This is a genomic window from Nakamurella sp. (assembly GCF_044224575.1).
Taxonomy (GTDB): domain Bacteria; phylum Actinomycetota; class Actinomycetes; order Mycobacteriales; family Nakamurellaceae; genus Nakamurella.
Genome location: NZ_JBGAKE010000007.1, coordinates 1 through 19,576, shown reverse-complemented (window position 1 = coordinate 19,576; position 19,576 = coordinate 1). Strand labels below are relative to the sequence as shown.

Genomic DNA, 19,576 nt, shown 5'->3' with positions numbered 1-19,576 from the left:
GTGCTCCGCGACGTCACGGTGCTGGTCAACCCGAACGCGGGGCGGGGCTTGTCCCGTCGGGTCGCCGGTGCGGCGATCGCCGAACTGCGCCGGCTTGGCCTGGCCGTCGATGTGGTGGTGACCCGGTCGGCCGAACACTGTCGCCATTCCGCGGCCGCGGCGGTGGCGGCGGGTTGCTCGGCGGTCGCGGTGTGCGGGGGTGACGGCGCGGTCGCCGCAGTGCTGCCCGTGCTGGCCGGCTCGCCGGTGCCGTTGGGGGTGCTGCCCGGAGGGTCGGGGAACGACTTCGCGCGGGCCCTCGGGCTGCCGGTGCGAGACGCCGTGGCCGCGGCCCGGGTCGTCGCGCTCGGTGTGGCCGGGCCGGTCGATCTGGGTCGGTTGTCCTCGGTCGGTGTTCCCGAGCGGTGGTTCGGCACCGTCGTCGCGGCCGGGTTCGACGCCCGGGTGAACGAGCGCATGAACACGATGACCTGGCCCCGCGGACGCACGCGGTACCACGTCGCGCTGGTCCGCGAGCTGGCGTCCTTTCGCCCCATTTCCTATGTGCTGTCGGTCGACGGCACCCAGTTGGAGCGCGAGGCGATGCTTGTCGCGGTCGGCAACATGTCCTCCTACGGCGGCGGGATGCGGATCTGCCCCGCTGCCCGGGCCGACGACGGCCTGCTCGACGTGACGGTGGTGACGTCGATCAGCCGGCTCAAGCTGGTTCGCCTGTTTCCCTCGGTCTATCCGGGGCGTCATGTCGGGCGTCCGGAGGTGCTCACGCTGCGGGGGAGGTCGGTGTCCGTCGCCGTCCGCTCGGCTGCTCCCCGATCGGCCGGTGCTCGGGCGGCCGGTGCTCGGTCGACCGGCGTCATCGCGTACGCCGATGGAGAGCGTGTCGGACCGCTGCCGGTTTCGGTGACCGTGGACCCGGCGGCATTGTCCGTCCTGGGTGCGAGGGGCCGCGAGAGCTGATCTCGGTGGTTGGCCTCCGTGCACCGGTTTCGCGGGCCGCCGGGTGCCGGAACGCGCGAATCGCACGGGAACGGTCGGCTGGAAGCCTGCTGATGCCGTTCGTCCCGATCGGGTTGAATTGCTGCGCCTGGGCTCCGTTGGCGACGAGCCGACGGGCTATCACCTGCGCGGGCGGAGGAGGGCCAGCGCCGAAGAGCAATTGTCGGACGTCTGGGAGACGCGGTCGAACATCGAGCTAGTTGGAGCGCCTACGTCCAACTTTGGTTGCGATGATGGTACGGATCTCGGATCCGCCGGCGCGGTGGAGGTCGTTACTCACGAATAGCTCGAAGGGCGAAGTGTGTGCCTTCCGACGGGCTCCCGACGAAAGCCTCTGGCAAACACCAAGATAGAATGCGCGGCAGATACAGGCCGTACAAGTTGGGCCGGTATGACCTCGTGGGGAGCTGGCATGGGTGCTAGTAGCTCGTTCGAAGTTCCTCGCGTATCAGAACTCTTGAAGATGCTGGTCAGTGTGGGCGCAAGAATTTCGGATTGCACTGAAGTCTATCCCGAGTGACCGACATCTATTTCGATGCAAAAGGAATTGAAGCATGGGCGGCTTGCTCGAGCCGGGCAGCAGAATGCTTCCTCTTGTTTGGGCCTGACTATAGGGTTGAAAACCTCGAGGTGGCGGAACTTGTGGATTTGGTCGGCAAGCTTGTCAATAGAGATTTCGATTCCAAAGTACGTTTGCGGTGGCCAATGAGGTCGGTCAGCCTGAAGTTCAGGCTGAGGGGCGAGGAGTTGGTGATAAGTAGGACGTCCATACGACCACTTTCGGACTGGGAGGCGGGGAAGTGACCCTTGGCGCACACAAATGAACCAGGACCATTGAGCGTGGAAGGGCGACGCCATGCATCGACGGCGGGCTGATCGGTCGGCCGGAGGTGCGGTCACCCTCCGTCAGGCCCAACTGCGCGGGCACGCCTGGCGGTCCACGGGCCGGCGTCGGCCGCATCTGGGGCGTCGCGGCGTCGAGCCGGAGCCCGTTGGACCTGCCGGACATCGGCGACGGTCGTAGGTCGGTGGGACGGTCCAGGTATCTACGTCTCGGCTCACCTGTTCGAATCCAATGCCTTCAACTGGGATTTACTGTTGTGGTGAGGTACCGGAGTCGGTAGACTCGAACGTATGTCGTCGATCGTCGAGGCCGCTGCCGTGTTCCTCGCGGCGCTGGCTGCGGCGGGCCTGGACGAGTTGACCGACCCGGAGCGGATCGATGAGCTGACGGCGTTGGAGCGGGTGAAGTCGGCGGCGTTCGCCCGGCAGGCGCAGGTGACGGACGGGTTCGCCGGGTCGCAGCGGGCGTTGTTGGTGGCGGCGGGGTCGAAGCCGGGAGAGATCAGCCGGTCGGTGTGCGGGCAGGTCGGGTTGGCCCGGCGGGACAGCGCGCACAAAGGGAACCGGCATGTCGGGTTGGCTCGCACCCTGGTGCGGGAAATGCCCGGGGTGCTGGCCGTGCTCGCGGCCGGGGAGGCCAGTGAATGGCGGGCCACGATCATCGCCCGGGAAACCGCGCACCTGTCGGTGGAGCACCGCGCGCAGATCGATGCGGCGATCGCGGGCGAGCTGGCCGGGTGGGGTGATGCGCGGACCGAGCGGGAGGCGCGGGCGTGGGCGCAGCGGCTGGATCCGCATGGTGCGGCGGAACGGGCGGCGAAGGCGGGGGTGGACCGGCGGGTCAGTATCCGGCCGGCGCCGGACTGCATGACGTACGTGACGGCGCTGCTACCGGTCAAGGACGGGTGCGCGGTGTTCGGGGAACTGCACCGCTTCGCGATGACCGGTGCCGGTGACGGGGACGAGCACCGGTCCAAGGGTCAGATCATGGCCGACGAACTCGTCCGCCGGGTGCTCACTCCCGCGAACGGGGTGCCCCAGGTACCCGGGGTCGAGGTGCATCTGGTGATGACCGACCGGACCCTGGTCGACGCCGATGATGAACCCGCCCACGTCGTCGGGGTCGGGCCGATCCCGGCGCCGCTCGCCCGGGACCTGGTCCGCGCGGACGAGCAGACCCGGGTGTGGGTGCGGCGGTTGTTCACCGACCCGACCACCGGGGAGCTGGCCGCGACGGACGCTCGGCGGCGAGACTTCCCGTCCGCCGCAAGGATGTTTCTGACCGTGCGGGATCAGGTGTGCCGCACGCCGTGGTGCGGGTCGCCGATCCGGCACGCCGACCACGCCGTGGCCGTCGCGAAGGGTGGGAACACCGACCTACGCAACGGCAACGGTCGCTGCGCCCGCTGCAACCTCACGAAAGATCTGCGGGGCTGGGCCACCCAGGTGCGGGACGGCACCATCGTGACCACCACCCCCACCGGGCACCGGTACCGCAGCCGGCCACCGAAACCCCCCACCTCGCCGCCCTGGACACGGGCCACGATCCCCTGGCTGCCGGCCGTCGACGTCGACCTCCAATGGCCCGGCTCCGGCACCAGCGGATAGCTGGGGTCAGCAGTTGGTGCGCCCTTGTGCTTCTCGCCGCGAATGTTCACGTGTGGTTCGCCGGTTACTACGGTTGCCGGCTTGACTGTCCCAGTCTCGGATTGTCCTGGCAGTCGGCGATGGGGGTTCGGTGCATCGAGATCCGGGCCGACCAGCAGACCCATCACCGCCACCGAACGGCTACCCGCACATCTGCACGAGGCACTCAACTCGATCCGGCGGGGCGGCGGTCTGCACTAAGTTGAGTCAGGTCGGGAACCCTTTTCCGTTGGAGCTAACTCCGCATGGACCACGGACTGCCTGAGCGAATCGGGGGGATGATCGGGTGTCAAGATCCGTTGATGCGATGACGGGGCTTGGGTTCAACTCCGCCATGAAGAAGCTCGGGTTCCGGCGGACCGGCCGCACCTATCGCTTGGGAGCCAAGGGCGAAAGCCAAGGCTTGGTGAACTTGCAGGGGAGTTCGGGCTCCGGTGGTGGGAACACCGTATTTTACGTGAACCTCAATATTGTCCCCAAGGCGTGGAAAGAGTTCGCAGCCTGGAGCACAGGCAAAGATGTCGTTGAGGACCCGGACTACACCGGCGGCGTACTCCGGAATCGCTTGTTGGCCCCGGCTGACGTCGCCTTTCGATATATGACAGGCGACAGGAGTACAAGGATCTTCGAGCAGCAATGGAGTTTCTCAGGCCAGGATGAAGCCGAGCATTGTGGCCGGCGACTCACGATGATTGTCGAACGCGATGTCGCGCCGCTATTTGCCCGGCTACGAGACAGCCCGCAGGAAATCATCGACTTCTTCTCGAAACCGCAGGCCGAGCGCGGCGTACTACCCCGGCTGGGAACACAGCCCTCCACTCTTGCCGCCGTGCTATTGGCTGACCACGGACCATCCGCAGCGTTGGATAGGGCGGTCGAGGAACTGCGCAACACCAAGGCTGGCGAGAAGATCCTCGAATGGGTGCACTTGCGCTCAACCGGAATTGGGTCGACGCATTCGAGCTAGATCGGGCCGGCCCGACTGGGTGGGTGAGCGGGCAGCAGCAGCAGCATTGGCCTTTGAGTCCGGGAGCCCCCGCACGGTTTGCTCACCAGAACGTTTGAATTGTCTCGGCGGGTGCTCCGCGCCGTGCCAACAGTGCTCGGCCCTGAATCAGGCCCCTCGGCGCGATTCCATGCGCGAGGCGCCCTTCGGCGCGATCGCCGGAGAAGAGCATGGCCGTCGTTCCCAGGTCGTTCAGCGCCTGGATTATCGGATCGAACTGCGCCCGTCCGGCTCCACCCGTGCGACGGGCGACTATAAGGTGGAATCCGACGTCACGGGAATGTGGGAGGAAGCGAACCAACGGCAGAAGCGGGTTGCCGGACGGTGTGGCGACAAGGTCGTAGTCATCGACCAGCAGGTACATCTCCAGACCTTGCCACCAGGATCGTGCCCGCAGTTGTTCGGACGTGACGTCCGGCCCGGGAAGCCGAGCCTCAAGTCCTGCCGCGACTTCATGAATCATCTGCTGAGTTTGGGCCGGGCCGCCGACATACCCAATCTGGTGCGTGCTGGGCAGTTCGTCGAGGTGACTGCGGCGATAGTCAATCGTCACGATCCCGATCTTCCCCGGTTCGTGCCTTTCGACCAACTGCCCGGCGAGCATCCGGAGGAGGTTCGACTTACCGGTGGCGGTGTCGCCGTAAATGAGCAGGTGCGGGTCGCTGCCTCCAAGGTCGATTGCAAGCGGCTCAAGTCGTCGCTCACCGATACCGACCAACAAGCCCTGGCCGCGGATCGGATGATCGGCGGGGATATCTGCCAGCTTGACATCATCGGGCAGGATTGCGAGCTCGGCGGTCCGGTCCGGCCACCGAAGGTTGGCCAGATTCACCAGGTTTTCCTGGGCAGTTGCCAAGTCGGAGGTTGTCGGACTCCGGTCGATACGCGGGAGTGCGATCTGGCCGTAGTGTTTGCCGCTCACGAGCACCCGGCCCGGTGTGTTGACCGGAAGATCGGTCGCCATCCTGCGGTCGACCTTGCTGTCGTAAGGATCCTGGAGACGGAGTTCCAGCCGTGCGCCGAACGCCGACGTGAGGTTCAACCGCATCTGGCTATCCGCCACGATCGTCGCGATGACGTGGACCCCGAAGCTGAGGCCGCGCGTCGCGATGTCACGGACCATGTCCTCAGCGACGTCGTCCGTGTCACGAAGCGCGCTCCAGCCGTCGATGATGAGGAATAGATCGCCGGCAAGGTCCGGTGCGAGGTCGCCCTTCGACCGACGGGCGCGGAGATCGGCTATCGATTCGATGCCCAGGGCGTGGAACAACTGCTCGCGTTCCGCAATCGCGTCGAGGGCGACGGAAAGGGCACGGCGCACCCGCTGGGGATCGGTTCGCCCGGCAACGACGGACACCTGCGGAAGCGCCCTCAGTGGGGCCAGGCTGCCGCCGCCGAAGTCCAGGCACATGATGGTGACGCGACTGGGTGCGTACCGGAGCGCGAGGGCTGCGACCAGCGTGCGAACCGCCATCGACTTGCCGGACAACGGCGCACCCACGATGAGCAGGTTGCCGCCGGCGCCGGCGAAGTTCAGCCGTAGCGGCTGTTGATCCTGCCGTTCCGGCAGGTCAACGAGCCCTATCCGAACATCGAGGCTCGCGTCGTGGACCTCAGCTGGTTGGTCCATGAGGACCATCGCGGACGACAGCGGTTCGAGCCAGATTCGCCGCACCTGGGCGCCACCCTTGATCCGCGACGCTTGATCCTGAATGCGTTCCAGCAGGATGGTCAGTGCCGGCCGGTCGGCGTGCTGGTCAGTGGTCTGATTCTCCTCGTCCAGTTTCCGTTCCAGTTCGCGTGCCTGGAGCGCAACCTGCGCCGACACCAGTGCGCCCAGCCCGTTGCTCGAGGTGTAGGGAATGACTGGGGCAGCCGTCGTGAGCGTCGTGCGTGGGGCGACGTACGGGGCGGTGACGAGGGATGTGCGGAACCGCTCGTAGACGGTCGTATCCACCTTCAAGTAGCCGGTACCGGGTTCCGGCGGCAGGCGATAGGCGTCGGCGGTTCCGATAGCTTCGCGGGATTCCGCCTCGGAAAACGTACGCAGCGCCACTCGGTAAGAGAGGTGCGACTCGATTCCCCGGATCCGGCCGGTCTCAAGGTGTTGGGTAGCCAGGAGCAGGTGCACGCCGACTGATCGTCCGATCCGTCCAACGGCGACGAACAGCTGCGCGAACTCCGGCCGGGCCGCCAGGAGTTCGGCGAACTCGTCGATAATGACCAGCAGATGTGGCATCGGTTCGCGCTCGGGTTCGGTCTCCCTGAGCAGCCCGTAGGCGTACAGATTGGCGACGTTGCCTGCCGCCGCGAGCAGCTCCTGGCGGCGCTGAAGTTCGCCGGCCAGCGCTGATGCGAAGCGTTCGACTCGGTCCATATGGTCTTGCAGGTTCGTAATCAGGCCGGCCGTGTGGGGCAGCGACTGCATTCCTGCGAAGGTGGCGCCACCTTTGAAGTCGACCAGCAAGAGGGCCAGCACCTCGGGCGGATGATGGACGACCAACGCCGCGACCAAGGTCCTGAGCAGTTCGGACTTGCCGGAGCCGGTCGCGCCGACGACCAGGCCATGCGGGCCCATGCCGCCGTAGGCGGACTCCTTGAGGTCCAGTTCGACGATGTCGCCGACGGGAGAGACGCCCAAGGGTGCTCGCAGCAGCGCACGCGGTGAACGTCGACGCCAGGTGTCGCGGACATCGAGTCCGGCCACGTCGGCCAGACCGAGGACCTCGCCGAGACCGACGCCGACCCGGCGCTCGCCGATCGACTCGGTGATCCCACCAAGCCGCCAACCGGCCAGGCTTCGTGCGAGCCGCGTCAGGTCGGGGTGGCTCAGCCGATCCGGCCGGAAGGTCATGGCAGCCCCGCTACTCGCCGCCGGGTGAGCGGCTACGGATGACCCGTCCAGGCCAGTCTCTTGATCGAGAAGCTCGAGCCGGCCGCCGACGTCGCTGATCGCGATCCGTGCCTGGATAGTCGCCGGTTCGGCCGACCGGTGGGGCACCAGATGCACCACGTGAAAGCCCATGGCCGCCAGTGGTGCCTTCTCCGATGCGTCGGTCGCCCAGGGGGCGAGTGGGGCTCCGTCGAGGCCATCGATCAGAACCAGGAAATGGCGTTCGCCCACATCCATGGGCCGTCCACGTCGTTGGGCCAGCTCCGAAGATCGTTCGGCCAAGACATCACCGAGGAACTCAGCGGCCTCGCTCGGGTCACCAAAGACGGTGCGCATTTCAAGAGGACCGTCAAGATGTCCGGCGCCCGCGGAGCAATGTGGCAACCACTTGGCCCAATCCCAGTCGCCGGCATGCTCTGGATTCCGGACGATGACGACGGCCAAATCCTCCGGGCTATGCCAGGTGCAGGCCTGGGCAATCAGGAGCCGACCGATCTCGCGACCCGAGGTTGCGTCGGCTACCACACTGACGTCGCCGAGTCGCCCGAGCGGTAGCACTACCGGCTGTTCGGCGAGAGATTGAAAGCGGGCCACCATCAGCCGGGCTGCGGCCAGGCACGCGGGGTCGTACACCACGAGCGGGTTCTCGTCGTCGGTCGCCAGCGTGACGGGTCGGGCGAGCGGCTGCTGCCCGACCCCGATACGGAGGTGAAGGAAGTCGGCGTCGTCCGCCCGCCGTTCCCACAACCGTTCCGGGCTGCGCGCAACGTCCAAGAGTCGAGATGGATGGGGTTGGCCCAATCGGGCGCGACGTCGTTGCGCCTGGCTCACCGCGACCAGCCGCTTGCGCCGTTCGCCCAAGTAGTCGAGATAGCGTTCGCGCTGTTCACGGAGCCGACGTCGTACACCCGTCCGGGTTCCAAGAAACATCACCAGGCCAACGATGACCGACGCACCCATGAACAGCACGCCAGCCACCGCCAGCAGCGGTCGATCCCGGTTGACCAGCGTCAGGAGTAGTGACCCGGAGCCGGCGACGATCGGCATCACGATCATGGCGCTCGAGGTGGTCGCGGGCACCGACTCCGGCTGAATCGGCGGCGCTGCGATGACGAACTCCGTGTCGCCCGGCACCGGCAGTTCGAGCCGGGGCGGACGGCGCAGTTGCCTGCTGGTCACATCCGCCCCCTGCTACTCGCACCACATGGTCACCCAGCCAGATCGATCCATTCCAGCCGCGTCGGCCGCCACCAGCGGAAGGATACGATCAACCGCACACCTGCTGATCGAGCCGGCCATTCCCGTCACCGGGCGCGAACCGATCCAGTGAGCCTGAACATATGCGTCGAACGATCCTTCGGAGGGCCTGAGTGACTGCCGCCAGCCGCTCCGTTCGGCAGTCGATGGCTCGTCCGGTCGCCGCATCGACCCAACGTTATCTCCGGGTCGTCGTGCTCTACGGGGAACGCCGGATCGACATCGCCCTGCCTGGGTCGGCGACGGTTGGCGACATCATCCCGAGCCTGATCGACCTGGCCGGCGTGCCGCCGAACAGTGCCGAACCGTTGGACTGGCAGCTGACGAGACTTGCCGCCGACGCCATCGATCGTGAGTCGACGTTGGTAGCTGCAGGGATCGTCGATGGCAGCATCCTGTGTCTGGCGGCATCGGGCGAGGACGTACCGACGGTTGTCGAGGACGTCCAGGATGGGGTCGAGGAAGCCGTTCGCCGCTCCGGCGTGCCGTGGACGGCCCGCAGCACGATCCTGTTCGTTTGCTCGGTGATTGCGGGCTCAGCGGTCATGCTGATGCTCCTGCCGATCTGGCGTGGTCCGTTCAGCCTGTCGCTGCTGTTCGCGGGTGCCGGTCTGGTCCTGATGACCTGCGGGCTCGGGGTGGTGGCCGGACGCCGCAAGATGGCCGTCCTCGCCAACGCCCTGGTCGCCGTCGGTGCTGGTTGGGTCGGCTTCGTGGTCGGGCTGCTCATCCGAGACGGCGTTTCGTACCAGATCGCCATCCTGGGTGCTTGCGGTGCGGCGCTGCTGTCGGCCGCATTGGTGCGGACCCTCACCCCGGCCGTCGCGCCGACGGTGGCGGCCATAGCTTGCCTGTCCGTCGCCGCACTCCTGTTCGGCGCGGTGGTGTGGATCGGACCGGATGCGCTGGGTGGCTGTCGCATCTTCGCAGTGCTCGCGGTACTGGCCATCGGCATCGTGCCGAGGTTGTCGATCGGGTTCGGCGGTCTGGTGGCCCTGGACTACCGCGTCCGCCGGTTCGGTGCCCTCCCGATGGCAGATCTGGAACGTCGGTTCGAGCAGTCTTCGGCCCTGCTCGTCGGCGGCTTGTTGGGCTGTTCGGCCACGGCCGGCGTGGCTGCGGTCGGTCTGATGACCTCGACCAGCGGCTGGGACCAACTTCTCGCCGCCGCAGTTCCGCTCGCACTGCTCCTCCGGGCGCGCATGCTGTCCCGGCGTACCCATGTGCTGGCCGTTGTCGTTCCCGCTGTCGCGGCGGCGGGCACGGTGGCCACCATGTTCGTGTTGGCCTCGTCCGACCGGCAACTGCCGTTCGTGGTGGGGGTGCTGGCGCTGTCGATCTGCGTTGGTGCGGCCAGTCTGCTGACGCCTTCTCCCGCGATGAAGGCTCGGATGACGCGGATCCTTGACGCGGTGGAACTGGTGTTGGTGCTGGTTCTTCTCGGTCTGGTCTGCGCCGGATTCGGTCTGTTCGATGCCGTGCGAACGGCCACGCAGTGACCACTCCGTCGGAGGGGCAGTCCGCGCGCCCGACCGATCCAGCCACGAACGAACTACGCGGTGTGTCCATCGAACTCGCCCGTATGGGCCTGGTCGATCCGGCTCCGCTCCCCTTCTCACCCGAGTGGGCGGTTGCCAAAGATCACGGCCCCGGTGCCGACGGGCAGCCGGCCATCCCCGACATCGATCAGGCAAGGCCGCAAGAAGGTCTGTCCTGGACGTCGTCGTTGCCGCTCGCCGACCACTATGGGCACGCATCGGCCGGCGTCCGAATTCGCACACTGGCTTTCGGCAGAGGGCTGTCGTCGCTTGGCAGCGCGGCCGGGGCGCGACGAGAACTGGCAATCACCCGGCGCATCGGCTCGTCGCTACCCCGTCCGTTGGTGGTGGGCTTCATCAGCGCCAAGGGAGGGACCGGATGTACTACGGCTGCCGCAGGGGTCGCACTGGGCCTTTCCGCCGCCCGTTCCGACCGGACCGCAATGCTCGGGTGCACGCTGTCGGATCAGTCGTTGGCGTGGCGCCTGGGCTGTCGCGAGAGCGCACCAAACGCGCTGGAGGTGTTGCGGTCCGAAGCTGCCGAGACTCCGCTGCACACAGTGCCATCGGGCCTGGCTTTCGCCGAGGGAGCGCCTGCCGTCCGGCCCTTGTCGGCCGATGAATTGGATCTCGTCATCGACCGCGTCTCGAGCGAATACAGCGTCACCGTGCTCGATGTCGGTGTCGGCGGTCCATCGGTCTGGCGTGCCCTGCTGGAGCGGGCCGGGACACTGGTGGTTGTGACCGACGACACCGCGGTCAGCCTGCATGCGACGTCGACGCTCTTGGCCCAGATGGGAACCCGGACCGCTTCCGCATGGCGTGACCGTGTCCTCCTTACTGTCACCGAGACACACCGGCGCGGGATCAATCGTGCCGCCATGCGCCGATTTGCAGCGTCCAACGACCTGCGAAAGGTCCGACACCGGCGGACGTTTCAGATGCCATACGACCGTGTCATGGCGCTCGGCGAGCCGCTCGTCATCGACAAGATCACCGCCGACCTCCGCTGGCGGTACTTGGAGCTGGCGGCCGAAATCGTGGCACCGGAGTGACTTCAGGCGATCAGCTGTCCAGACGGGATTTCGGTTTCCGCCTCGGCCACGGCGGGCCGCTCCTGCGATCGTTGCTGATTGATCTCCTGCTGCCGTTTGAACGCCCCCGCCGCGACGATCGCGGCAATCACCAATGCGATCAGGATGGCGCCGACGACCACGGCCGGCCAGATTCGATGCCGCCGACGCCATGAACGTCGGCCGCCATGCAACAGAGCGGCCTGCAGTTGGCGGCGCCGCAGGGAATCCAAGGCGAGCAGGTACTGCTCGACGTTCGGGGTCCCGGCGAACTCGCTCGGCGGGTCGGCTGGATCGATGGCTAGAACATCCCGCTCAGCACACCGACCAGCCGGGCATAGTTCTGGCTGGCACCATCAGTGGCATCAACCAACTTCGCAAACGACGACAGGACGCTCTGGAAGTGGGCGTTGTACTGGGTGCTCAGCTGCGTGAACTCGGTCGTGCCGGCGCCTTCCCATTGGCTGAGAGTTTGCTTGGCGTGGCTGTCGATCGTGCTCATGATGCCGCCGAAGCGGCTGACGTATCCCTGCTCCTCACCGGCGAGCGATTGCAGCGCGCCGACGTTGCCGTAGATCTCGAAGCCGGCGCCGCTCACGCTTTGTCCTTTCGACGGTCCTGCAGGTAATGGGAGGTCGGCCCGGTCATCGGTTCATCGGCGCCGACAACGCAGCCCCGGCCGACGCAGCCGTCGCGAATGCGTCAGCACTTGTCGAGTCGGTCGTGTTGACCTGTGTCTGGGCGTCGCCGAGCTTCACGCCGTTGTTGGCACACCACCGCAGGAGTTCGCTGAAGTTCCGTTCAAGCTCGGACCGAGCGGCCTGAAACTGGCCGAGGGCATCCCCCCGGATGGCGTCCTTGTCGCGCGACATGTCGCTGATCAGGGACTGCAGCTGGGCCTGCAGGTTCTGAGCCTCGGTGCCCAGGTTCTGCCCGCCTTGAGCCAAGGCGTTTGCGCTTGTCAGACCGACGAAGTTGTCGCTCATCCGGTCACCCTTCGTCTGGAGGAAGGCCTGGTCGTTCGGCCCGGTAGTGCGCACTCATCGACGATGCCCGTCGAAATACCTGGACCGACTCGCGTGGCGGCAGCCTACGGCCCGGGTGCGACGAATCCAAACGACCCCCGAACGCACCAACGTATCGTGGCGTGGAGTCACCATGGCGCGGATAGTGAGTCGCTCAATGGTGGCGGTCGTCTGGGCCGATTCGGCTGTTTTCGCTCTGTCAGAATTCGGCGTTAAGGTCCCACCTACTGAAGGACCGGGTCCGCTGCGGCTGGATCGGTCGGCGAGGAGGGCGAGGTTGGCTGGAGGCGAAGTCGGGGTCCACCCGGCGGGAGCCGTCGCGGCAGGCCAGGCTGCGCAACAGGCAGCCGACAGCTTCGCCACGATTCCCGCCGCCTTCGATGGTGCGGTGGCCGCATGCCAGGCGGCTTCGGTTGAGGCGCCGCTGTCCGGAGCCTTTGCCGCGTTTGCCGAACTCCATCGGCAAACGCTGGTCAACGTGGCGCAGCAGGCGCAGGCAGTCGGAAGCAGCTCGATTGCCGGAGCGGCGGCCGCAACGGCAACCGACCAGGAGAGCGCGCGGGGCTTCGCCAACGTGATCGGAATCGCCGGCGTGATGAACTTCGGGACGGCCCCGTGAAGACCGACACGAGGCCCGATCCGGGCGCGCGACCAGCTCTCCCGCGACTCGCATGACGGTCTTCGAGGTGGCCGACACCGCGGCCAACCCAGCCGCAATTCGCGCAGCGGCGGCCGAACTGGACCACGTGGTCGGCAGCATCACGGGCCATGGTCAGGCCGTCACCACGGCTCTCCTTGCTATCCCGGCAAACTTCTCGGAGCTGTTCGCGCCGGAGATCCGAGCGCGCGCGCAAGAGAACGAAGCTGCGTGGCGACAGGGCCTGTCGTCGGTGGTCTACGCAGCCGGCGTCACTCGAATGTGGGCGAGCGACGTCGAGTGGTTCAAACAGCAACGGGCGGCGCTATCTGCTCAGGTCAGCGCGGCAACCGCCGGTACTGCGGGACTGACGCCGCCGGTCCAGGCGCCGGATGCGACACCGGAAGCGGTGGCTGCCGCTGCCCAGCAATTCGCGGCGGCTGTCGATGCACGGCAGGGCGAACTGGCCGCCGATGGCAGTCGGGCCGGGACAGCTCTGTTGCAGCAACTGCAGGAACGTGCCGCCCAGCGTGCGGCCGACCTGCGATCTGGACCGACGCCCGCAACACTGTCCCGGTTGGATGCGGCGGGCGTGCTGCCCGCCGCCGCGGGAGTCATCTTCGCCGCTACCGGCTGGACACCGGTCAGGTCCGTGTCCGACCTGGTGGCAATGGTGGCAGCTGGGTTGTTGCCGGGCTCAGCCCTGCAGCTCAGCTGGCCCGATCTCATCGATCGGGCCAAGGGGGCGTGGGCGCACCTGCTGGACCGCTTGATGCCGACGATCCCGGACGACAGCCCACTCGCCGGAATATTCCATCGGGCCGTCGACCCGTTGACGATGGGCCCGACGCTTCGAGCCGCTCCCACCGACCTCGCCAGCGCCTTCGCATCGATGACCATGCCGGTCGCGCTGCTGCTCGGCGCGCTGTACCCGCGGTTGCTCGCGAATGCGAGCGGCGTCCCGTCGACGGTCCAGGCCGTCGCGAGCAAAGTGCTGCAGGCGGCCGGCGCATCACGGACCAGCCAGCCGTCGTCTGGGGGTGGGGGTCGGCTGACCGCCAGCGCCATGCCTGACCTGGCGGCATCGAACACGAGCCTGATTGGCCGACTCGCCAGCAAGGTTCTGTCGAATGAGACGGCTGCCGAGGGATATTTCTTCCTGCTCACCGCCGGCAAGAATTTCCTCGCGGGTAAGCCTTGGCCCGGCCCCGGACCTGCGCCGTGGCTATTCAACGGACCACGCCACAACGTTGCGCGCGACGAAGCGGTCAAGCTCATTCAGAAGATTGCTGAACATGGCGGTAATCCACTGAACGTGACGATTGAATACAAGATTCCTGGGGCAAGCAAGGAATTGACAGGAAACAAAGGCTTCGCCGACATTGCCTACAGGATTGACCCGGTTGGCAATCAAAAGGGCCAGCTTTTCCTGTGGGAGGTCAAGGGCACGACCGACGACACTCCGCCGTTCGTGAATCAGGCGAACACCGCAGCTGCCGAAGTTGCCGCGTACGTCCGGTCTGCACAGCAGATGCAGGGTAACGCCCGCTATGACGTCCAGCCAGGATTTGCAATGAACGATCGTGCGGGGTTCTTCTTCAAGGATCCAGACGGCATCACCCGATACTATGTGGTTCAGGACGGTGACGGGCCGGGCGCCATCGTTTACGGGCCGGGATCATTTGTCGTTCCGTCAGATATGCAGCAACCCACTATTCGGCAGGACATGCTCGACCCGCCACTTTGGAGCCGAATACTTGACCAGGCACTCCCGTTCCCGCAAATTACACCTGAACAGCTGGAGGTTCTGTTGCCATACGGGTCATTCCCTGATGAGCACGGTCCCACCGCATAGACCTCGAGGTTGAGACGCAGTGGCGAACGCGATGGACGCGATGCTGGCGCGCGATTTCCAGCCCGCCGTCAAGGCGTTGGGTTTCCGGCGAACGGGTAGGACTTACCGCCTGGGCGCCAAGGGTCAGGACCAGGGGGTGATCAATCTGCAGGGCAGTTCCGGGAGCGGTTTCGGCGCAACCATTTTCTATGTGAATCTTGCACTGATGCCGAGGATATGGCTCGAATTCGGCTCCTGGTTTTCCAATTCTGCCCTGAAGGATGATCCGGATGAAGTATTCGGGGTGCTCAGGAACCGACTTCTGGCCCCCATCGATGTCGCTGCTCGATCGCGGGGCGACAGTCTGACCGGTATTCCATCGCAGCAGTGGAGGTTCTCCAATGATGAGGAGGCCGAACATTGCGGGCGCCGGCTGACGATGCTCGTCGAGCGCGACGTTGCACCGCTGCTCGACGAGTTACGTGATCCGGTCAAGCTGCTGGATTTCGTGGTCCGGCCAGAAGCGGAGCGGGGGGTCTTCCGTGAGATAGAGCCAGGACCCGAGGTACTCACCGCTGTGCTCCTGGCGGATTCGGGCCCCTCGGAACGTGTTGACAGTGCACTGAAGAAGCTGCGCCTGCAAGGAATCGATCGGGTGGTCGAATGGGTCGAGATGCGGCTGTCACGAACCTGATTGGGTCGATCGATTGCGTACGTTTGCCCGTACTGCATGGTGGGTGGACGGCTTCGCGTCGCCGTCCAGGTTAGCATCAACAGTCACTGTTTCCGAGATCGATTATTTGGCGTGCTCGCCAGATCCCGTCGTCACCCTTGATGAAGTCGCCGCGAAGACTGATTCTTGGTCTCCCGGTCGTGAGCGTCTCGCCGGTCGATACCCTGACGGTGCCCGCTTGGCTTTGGTCCTGGCAGTCTGCGATGGTGGCGGTGGTGGCACCATCCACCCCCGTCTGCCAAAATAGGCGATGGATGACTTTGCCGTAATTGTCCACGCCGTCAAGGTTCGCCTGCCTTGCTGCTTCGACCAGGTTCTCTGTCAGCGGGGAGGATGTGACGGCCACAAGGCTTGACTTGCGCTCGTCGGCCGCCATTCGTGCGAGGATTGTGTAGATTTCCCACAATTCTGTCCATTGCGCTTCGATTGCTGCGCGGTCGGCTGCCTCCAGGGCTGCGGGGTCGAGCGAGGATGGCGCCGACGACTCCACCGCGCTCGGTGACGGGCTGGCGGGCGCCGCGTTTGAACTCGGGGCGAATGTGCTTGGGTCGACGACCGACGGAGTGGCGGTGACGGATGCGACCGGTATCGACGTAGGGCCGTCGGCCGAGTTAGCGGTGCATCCGGCGGCGAGGATGAATACCCCCAGCGAGAAGGCGCAGGCCCGGAAGTGCGTACCGATGGTCAATTTGTGATCCCTTCGAACAAACTGAAGGAGAGCAGGCGTTTGCGCCACCGGCGATCTCCTCGCCCATATATATGAATGGGCGATGACGGATCCGGCAAGGTCGAGGCATCGAACGCCCTGATCGCCGACCTCGGCGAGGGTCGTCGGGTGAAACACATCGACCGCGATCGTGTCGAACCGCGGAAAATCCGCAGATCATCCTCAGGTCGAATAATTTCGGCGGTTCTGATCAAGCTAGCCGCCCGGCCCCTGGACAAGGACGGTGCGATATTCACCGATCTCCAGGGCGTCGGCGCTCGATGCAGTCAGAACGGTCGATCCTGAAACTCCGGTGTTCGACTGCCACGTCACATTCCAGTTCGAGGTCGCGGTGATCGGCCATTTGCCGCTGCCGCCGGTGCGGTCCTTGGCGGACATCCAGGTGTACTTGTGCCCGCAGGGTGGTTCGGCTTTCCAGTCGTAGTTCGCTTGTGGCGCGCTGCCGGTCCCCGGGCAGGTGATGGATAAAGGTGGGCCTGGTGCATATGAGCCGCCGGTCGCAGCTGGCTCACCGAGGGACCACGTGACGGATTCCAAGGTCGCGGTCAGAGTGACGGAAATTTCACCCACGCTGACCGTGAGGGTCTGGGGGCCGGGATCATCGACCCAAAGCCAGGTCCATAGGTTGACAGCGAGTTTGGTTCGGTCGGGCCCCGCGCTGATATTTGGTCGGGGCATCACCATCTCGCGGTACGCGCGCTGAGCCAGTTCCTCCGGCTGAGGTGGAGGTGGAGGTGCCGGTGATCCGTTGGGAACCGCTAGGAAGAGCGTGCGGACGGGCCCGTCGCAGTTATTCTCTATGACCATCCCAGTTGAAGGATCATTTCCTTGCCAGCTTGCATCTTCTGCCGGTGGATTGACGATGTGCCAGTTGCACTGACCGGGGCCGATTACGATCGGATCTTGGATGAACTCTTCGCCGCTTCCATTACCGCTCTGTCCATCCCTCCCTGGTGAACCTCCATCGCTTGGGCTGCCTGAGAGTTCAACCTCCGCCGGCGCCCTCGGCTGACCATGGATCTTGATTTCTGATCCTACGAGGCCTTGACCAAGGGAATCGGCTGTGACGACCTTGACCTGAGCCGGCGGAGGACTGGGCGGGCTGATTGCGGGTGTGCTCCCGGTGTCAGCCCCTGGAGATTTCGAGAAGATCGCGATCATGAGCTGTGCGCAGAGCAGTAGTGTTCCGAAGGATGCTCCTCCGCGCTCAATCAGGGGCACGGCTCATCCATGATGTACTCGATCTTCTGGACCCTCCAGTACCCATCGTCACCCCGAACGAAAGTTGAGCGAGTGTTCCGCTCGGGAACCCCTACCGTGGTTTTCGTGCCTGTTGCCACTTCCTGTGCGCCGGTCTGGCTGGTGTCCGTGCAGTCGCCCATGACCGCGATGCTCTGGCCATCAACTTTCTGCTCCCAGTAGGGGTGAAAACTGGGCGTTCCGTACGCTTCGAGTCCCTGCTGTTGCAGAACGCGTGCCTGCTCGACCGCTTGGCTAATTGTCGGTTCGACGGCCACCGCGGACGCTGCACCCGCTCGATCGCTCTCGGGTAGGCGCCAGAGGTTGTCCGAAACGCTCCAAAATCGGCTCCAGGCCATTGCGATTGCGGCCCGATCAGCGGCCTCCTGCGGCGAGATGTCCGCCGACCCGGACGGTGACGCCGACGACTCAGCCACGCTCGGTGACGGGCTGGCGGGCGCCGCGTTTGAACTCGGGGCGAATGTGCTTGGGTCGACGACCGACGGAGTGGCGGTGACGGACACGACCGGTGTCGACGTCGGGCCGTCGGCCGCGCTGGTGGTGCACCCGGCGACGAGGATGAGCACCCCGACCGAGAGAGCGCCGGCCCGCAGGCGCGTACCGACGGTCATAGTGCGATCCCTTCGGACAATGGTGCAGGAGAGGGTGCGTCCACCGCGAAGGACGCGGCGAGCCGGCGGATCGGTTGGCTGGTGGAATTCACGGTTCGGCTGACGGTGGGAAAGCCGAAGAGGGCGCCGAACGTCACCGTCGCCTCGTTGCTGCATTGCGCGGTGATTGTCTGTGCGCCCACGGTGACCACCGCGCCGACATCGGGGCCGCGAACACCGAGGTATTGATTCGCGGCGGCGATCGGGTCACCCACGGGGACCCCGTCCGCGGACGCCCGAGCGGGGTCGACCGCGCCGACGGCGGCGGCGACGGCCCCGTCACAGAGCCGTTTGAGTCGTTGGCCACCCAGGAACGCCGACCCGGCCGCGGTGACTCCGGCGGTCAGGATCAGCAGGCACACGAACATGCCGATGACGAGCGGGGTGATCGAACCGCGGTCGGTCTCGGCCGGACCGTGCACGTCCTGTGGGAGGTCGCGGTCGGCCCGGGGGAGCGGTGTCATTGGCTCTCCCGGAAGTCGCCCACATGCAGGGTGAACACGCCGCTGACGGTGTTCCGGCTGCCGGTGATCACGCTGGGCACCCCGGGCAGGGTCACGACCGCCACCACGCACACGTCGTAGACGGTCCCCGCCTGCAGGGACGGCGTGATCTCCGGCGACGTCACGCAATCCCCGCCCACCGACACGAACCGCAAATCCATCCCGTCGGCGGAGATGTTCTGGTCCTCGAGAGCCAACCGCGCGATCTCCTCGGCGCGGGCGACACCGACCGCCGTGGTCGGCGAGAAGTCCATGACCCGCCCGGCATCGCGCGCCCCCTGGGACACCGCGAACGTCGCCGACTGGATGCGCAGGAAGGAGATCAGGATGTAGACGGTCGGGATCAGGATCAGTACGGCGAGGAAGATGACCTCGATCAGCGCGCGACCCTCGTCGCCGGCCGGGCGATCCGTCGCCGGTGGGTCGTCGTCGGCGCGATCATCAGGATTGCCCATCACTCGACCGTCTCCTTGGCCGAGTGACCGGTGACGTCGATCGCCGGCATCACCCCATTGAGCAGGCCGACGATCCCGGGTGCATCCATCGTGCAGGTCACCGTGACCAGCAGGCCGTCCGCGCCCGAGACGCACCGCAGCGACGACCGGGTCCCGCCGACCACCCCGTCGCCGAGTTGTTGGGCGACCTGCGCCGTGGTCACCGACGCGGTGACGTCGTAGTTGGCGGCGACCCGAGCGGCGTCGGCGGCGGCCGAGGTCAGCACCGTTCGCGCGTAGGCCCATAATCCGATCGACAGCAGGGCCAGGAACAGCATCAGCAGCAGCACCAACACCAGCGCGAATTCCGCGACCGCCGACCCGCGATCGCGGTCGCAGTCATAGTTGTGATCGCGATCGGCGATCAGCCCGCGCCGGTCACCGACTGGAACGCGTTCTGCACGGCGTTGATCACCTGCTCGCGGAACACCGCAAGCAGGGCGATGACCACGATGGCCGT

18 protein-coding genes are annotated in these 19,576 nt (G+C 65.9%); 8 read left to right on the top strand and 10 right to left on the bottom strand.

The window, feature by feature from the left end; all coding sequences use genetic code 11:
• The 3 genes from ACILSK_RS09585 to ACILSK_RS09575 all read left to right on the top strand — a co-directional run bounded on the left by ACILSK_RS09585 (position 1) and on the right by ACILSK_RS09575 (position 4,453).
• Positions 1–957 (top strand): diacylglycerol kinase, encoded by a 957-nt coding sequence (locus tag ACILSK_RS09585; RefSeq protein WP_395726929.1) that lies wholly within the window; start codon positions 1–3, stop codon positions 955–957.
• A 1,173-nt stretch (positions 958–2,130) separates the two neighbouring features.
• The gene (locus ACILSK_RS09580) at positions 2,131–3,447 is read left to right on the top strand and encodes an HNH endonuclease (RefSeq protein WP_395726928.1); all 1,317 of its coding nucleotides are present in this window, start codon (positions 2,131–2,133) and stop codon (positions 3,445–3,447) included.
• Positions 3,448–3,820: 373 nt separating this feature from the next.
• Positions 3,821–4,453, top strand: coding sequence for a DUF4304 domain-containing protein (locus tag ACILSK_RS09575; protein WP_395726927.1), 633 nt, complete (start codon positions 3,821–3,823; stop codon positions 4,451–4,453).
• Between the two features lie 82 nt (positions 4,454–4,535).
• Here ACILSK_RS09575 and eccCa read toward each other — a convergent pair whose 3' ends face one another.
• Positions 4,536–8,564, bottom strand: coding sequence for a type VII secretion protein EccCa (gene eccCa, locus ACILSK_RS09570; protein ID WP_395726926.1), 4,029 nt, complete (start codon positions 8,562–8,564; stop codon positions 4,536–4,538).
• 224 nt (positions 8,565–8,788) lie between these two features.
• Here eccCa and eccD point away from each other — a divergent pair, with 224 nt between their 5' ends.
• Together eccD and ACILSK_RS09560 are read left to right on the top strand one after the other, a co-directional pair.
• On the top strand, positions 8,789–10,141 hold the full coding sequence (eccD, locus tag ACILSK_RS09565) for a type VII secretion integral membrane protein EccD (protein WP_395726925.1): 1,353 nt from the start codon (positions 8,789–8,791) through the stop codon (positions 10,139–10,141).
• A 62-nt stretch (positions 10,142–10,203) separates the two neighbouring features.
• Positions 10,204–11,235, top strand: a complete 1,032-nt coding sequence (locus tag ACILSK_RS09560; protein WP_395726924.1) for a hypothetical protein — start codon at positions 10,204–10,206, stop codon at positions 11,233–11,235.
• 2 nt (positions 11,236–11,237) lie between these two features.
• On the opposite strand, the gene ACILSK_RS09555 is transcribed toward ACILSK_RS09560, so the two are convergent.
• From ACILSK_RS09555 to ACILSK_RS09545, 3 genes are all read right to left on the bottom strand, one after another.
• Positions 11,238–11,396: a hypothetical protein gene (locus ACILSK_RS09555; RefSeq protein WP_395726923.1), complete on the bottom strand. Its 159-nt coding sequence runs from the start codon at positions 11,394–11,396 to the stop codon at positions 11,238–11,240.
• 158 nt (positions 11,397–11,554) lie between these two features.
• Positions 11,555–11,851 (bottom strand): WXG100 family type VII secretion target, encoded by a 297-nt coding sequence (locus tag ACILSK_RS09550; RefSeq protein ID WP_395726922.1) that lies wholly within the window; start codon positions 11,849–11,851, stop codon positions 11,555–11,557.
• 46 nt (positions 11,852–11,897) lie between these two features.
• A complete protein-coding gene (locus tag ACILSK_RS09545) occupies positions 11,898–12,239 on the bottom strand; it encodes a hypothetical protein (protein ID WP_395726921.1) in 342 nt (113 codons plus the stop codon).
• Between the two features lie 316 nt (positions 12,240–12,555).
• Here ACILSK_RS09545 and ACILSK_RS09540 point away from each other — a divergent pair, with 316 nt between their 5' ends.
• Genes ACILSK_RS09540 through ACILSK_RS09530 form a run of 3 tightly spaced genes read left to right on the top strand, consistent with a single transcriptional unit; the run spans position 12,556 to position 15,443 of the window.
• Positions 12,556–12,897: a hypothetical protein gene (locus tag ACILSK_RS09540; protein ID WP_395726920.1), complete on the top strand. Its 342-nt coding sequence runs from the start codon at positions 12,556–12,558 to the stop codon at positions 12,895–12,897.
• A gap of 52 nt (positions 12,898–12,949) precedes the next feature.
• Positions 12,950–14,770: a hypothetical protein gene (locus ACILSK_RS09535; protein WP_395726919.1), complete on the top strand. Its 1,821-nt coding sequence runs from the start codon at positions 12,950–12,952 to the stop codon at positions 14,768–14,770.
• Positions 14,771–14,789: 19 nt separating this feature from the next.
• Entirely contained in the window at positions 14,790–15,443 is a 654-nt protein-coding gene (locus ACILSK_RS09530; RefSeq protein ID WP_395726918.1) for a DUF4304 domain-containing protein, read from the top strand.
• Positions 15,444–15,519: 76 nt separating this feature from the next.
• On the opposite strand, the gene ACILSK_RS09525 is transcribed toward ACILSK_RS09530, so the two are convergent.
• The 6 genes from ACILSK_RS09525 to ACILSK_RS09500 all read right to left on the bottom strand — a co-directional run bounded on the left by ACILSK_RS09525 (position 15,520) and on the right by ACILSK_RS09500 (position 19,481).
• Complete coding sequence (locus ACILSK_RS09525) at positions 15,520–16,170, bottom strand: hypothetical protein (protein ID WP_395726917.1); 651 nt, start codon at positions 16,168–16,170, stop codon at positions 15,520–15,522.
• A gap of 234 nt (positions 16,171–16,404) precedes the next feature.
• On the bottom strand, positions 16,405–16,587 hold the full coding sequence (locus ACILSK_RS09520) for a hypothetical protein (protein WP_395726916.1): 183 nt from the start codon (positions 16,585–16,587) through the stop codon (positions 16,405–16,407).
• 833 nt (positions 16,588–17,420) lie between these two features.
• The gene (locus ACILSK_RS09515) at positions 17,421–18,080 is read right to left on the bottom strand and encodes a hypothetical protein (protein ID WP_395726915.1); all 660 of its coding nucleotides are present in this window, start codon (positions 18,078–18,080) and stop codon (positions 17,421–17,423) included.
• A complete protein-coding gene (locus ACILSK_RS09510) occupies positions 18,077–18,583 on the bottom strand; it encodes a pilus assembly protein TadG-related protein (protein ID WP_395726914.1) in 507 nt (168 codons plus the stop codon). Before ACILSK_RS09510 ends, ACILSK_RS09515 begins: the two co-directional genes overlap by 4 nt.
• Entirely contained in the window at positions 18,580–19,077 is a 498-nt protein-coding gene (locus ACILSK_RS09505) for a hypothetical protein (protein WP_395726913.1), read from the bottom strand. The genes ACILSK_RS09510 and ACILSK_RS09505 overlap by 4 nt, the downstream gene beginning before the upstream one ends.
• On the bottom strand, positions 19,077–19,481 hold the full coding sequence (locus tag ACILSK_RS09500) for a TadE/TadG family type IV pilus assembly protein (RefSeq protein ID WP_395727129.1): 405 nt from the start codon (positions 19,479–19,481) through the stop codon (positions 19,077–19,079). The genes ACILSK_RS09505 and ACILSK_RS09500 overlap by 1 nt, the downstream gene beginning before the upstream one ends.
• Positions 19,482–19,576 lie beyond the last annotated feature (95 nt).

Coding starts and splice junctions, on each gene's coding strand:
- ACILSK_RS09580 (WP_395726928.1), top strand. CDS start 2,131: ATGTCGTCGATCGTCGAGGCCGCTGCCGTGTTCCTCGCGGCGCTGGCT.
- ACILSK_RS09575 (WP_395726927.1), top strand. CDS start 3,821: ATGAAGAAGCTCGGGTTCCGGCGGACCGGCCGCACCTATCGCTTGGGA.
- eccD (WP_395726925.1), top strand. CDS start 8,789: ATGGCTCGTCCGGTCGCCGCATCGACCCAACGTTATCTCCGGGTCGTC.
- ACILSK_RS09545 (WP_395726921.1), bottom strand. CDS start 12,239: ATGAGCGACAACTTCGTCGGTCTGACAAGCGCAAACGCCTTGGCTCAA.
- ACILSK_RS09535 (WP_395726919.1), top strand. CDS start 12,950: ATGACGGTCTTCGAGGTGGCCGACACCGCGGCCAACCCAGCCGCAATT.
- ACILSK_RS09520 (WP_395726916.1), bottom strand. CDS start 16,587: ATGTCCGCCAAGGACCGCACCGGCGGCAGCGGCAAATGGCCGATCACC.
- ACILSK_RS09515 (WP_395726915.1), bottom strand. CDS start 18,080: ATGACCGTCGGTACGCGCCTGCGGGCCGGCGCTCTCTCGGTCGGGGTG.
- ACILSK_RS09510 (WP_395726914.1), bottom strand. CDS start 18,583: ATGACACCGCTCCCCCGGGCCGACCGCGACCTCCCACAGGACGTGCAC.
- ACILSK_RS09505 (WP_395726913.1), bottom strand. CDS start 19,077: ATGGGCAATCCTGATGATCGCGCCGACGACGACCCACCGGCGACGGAT.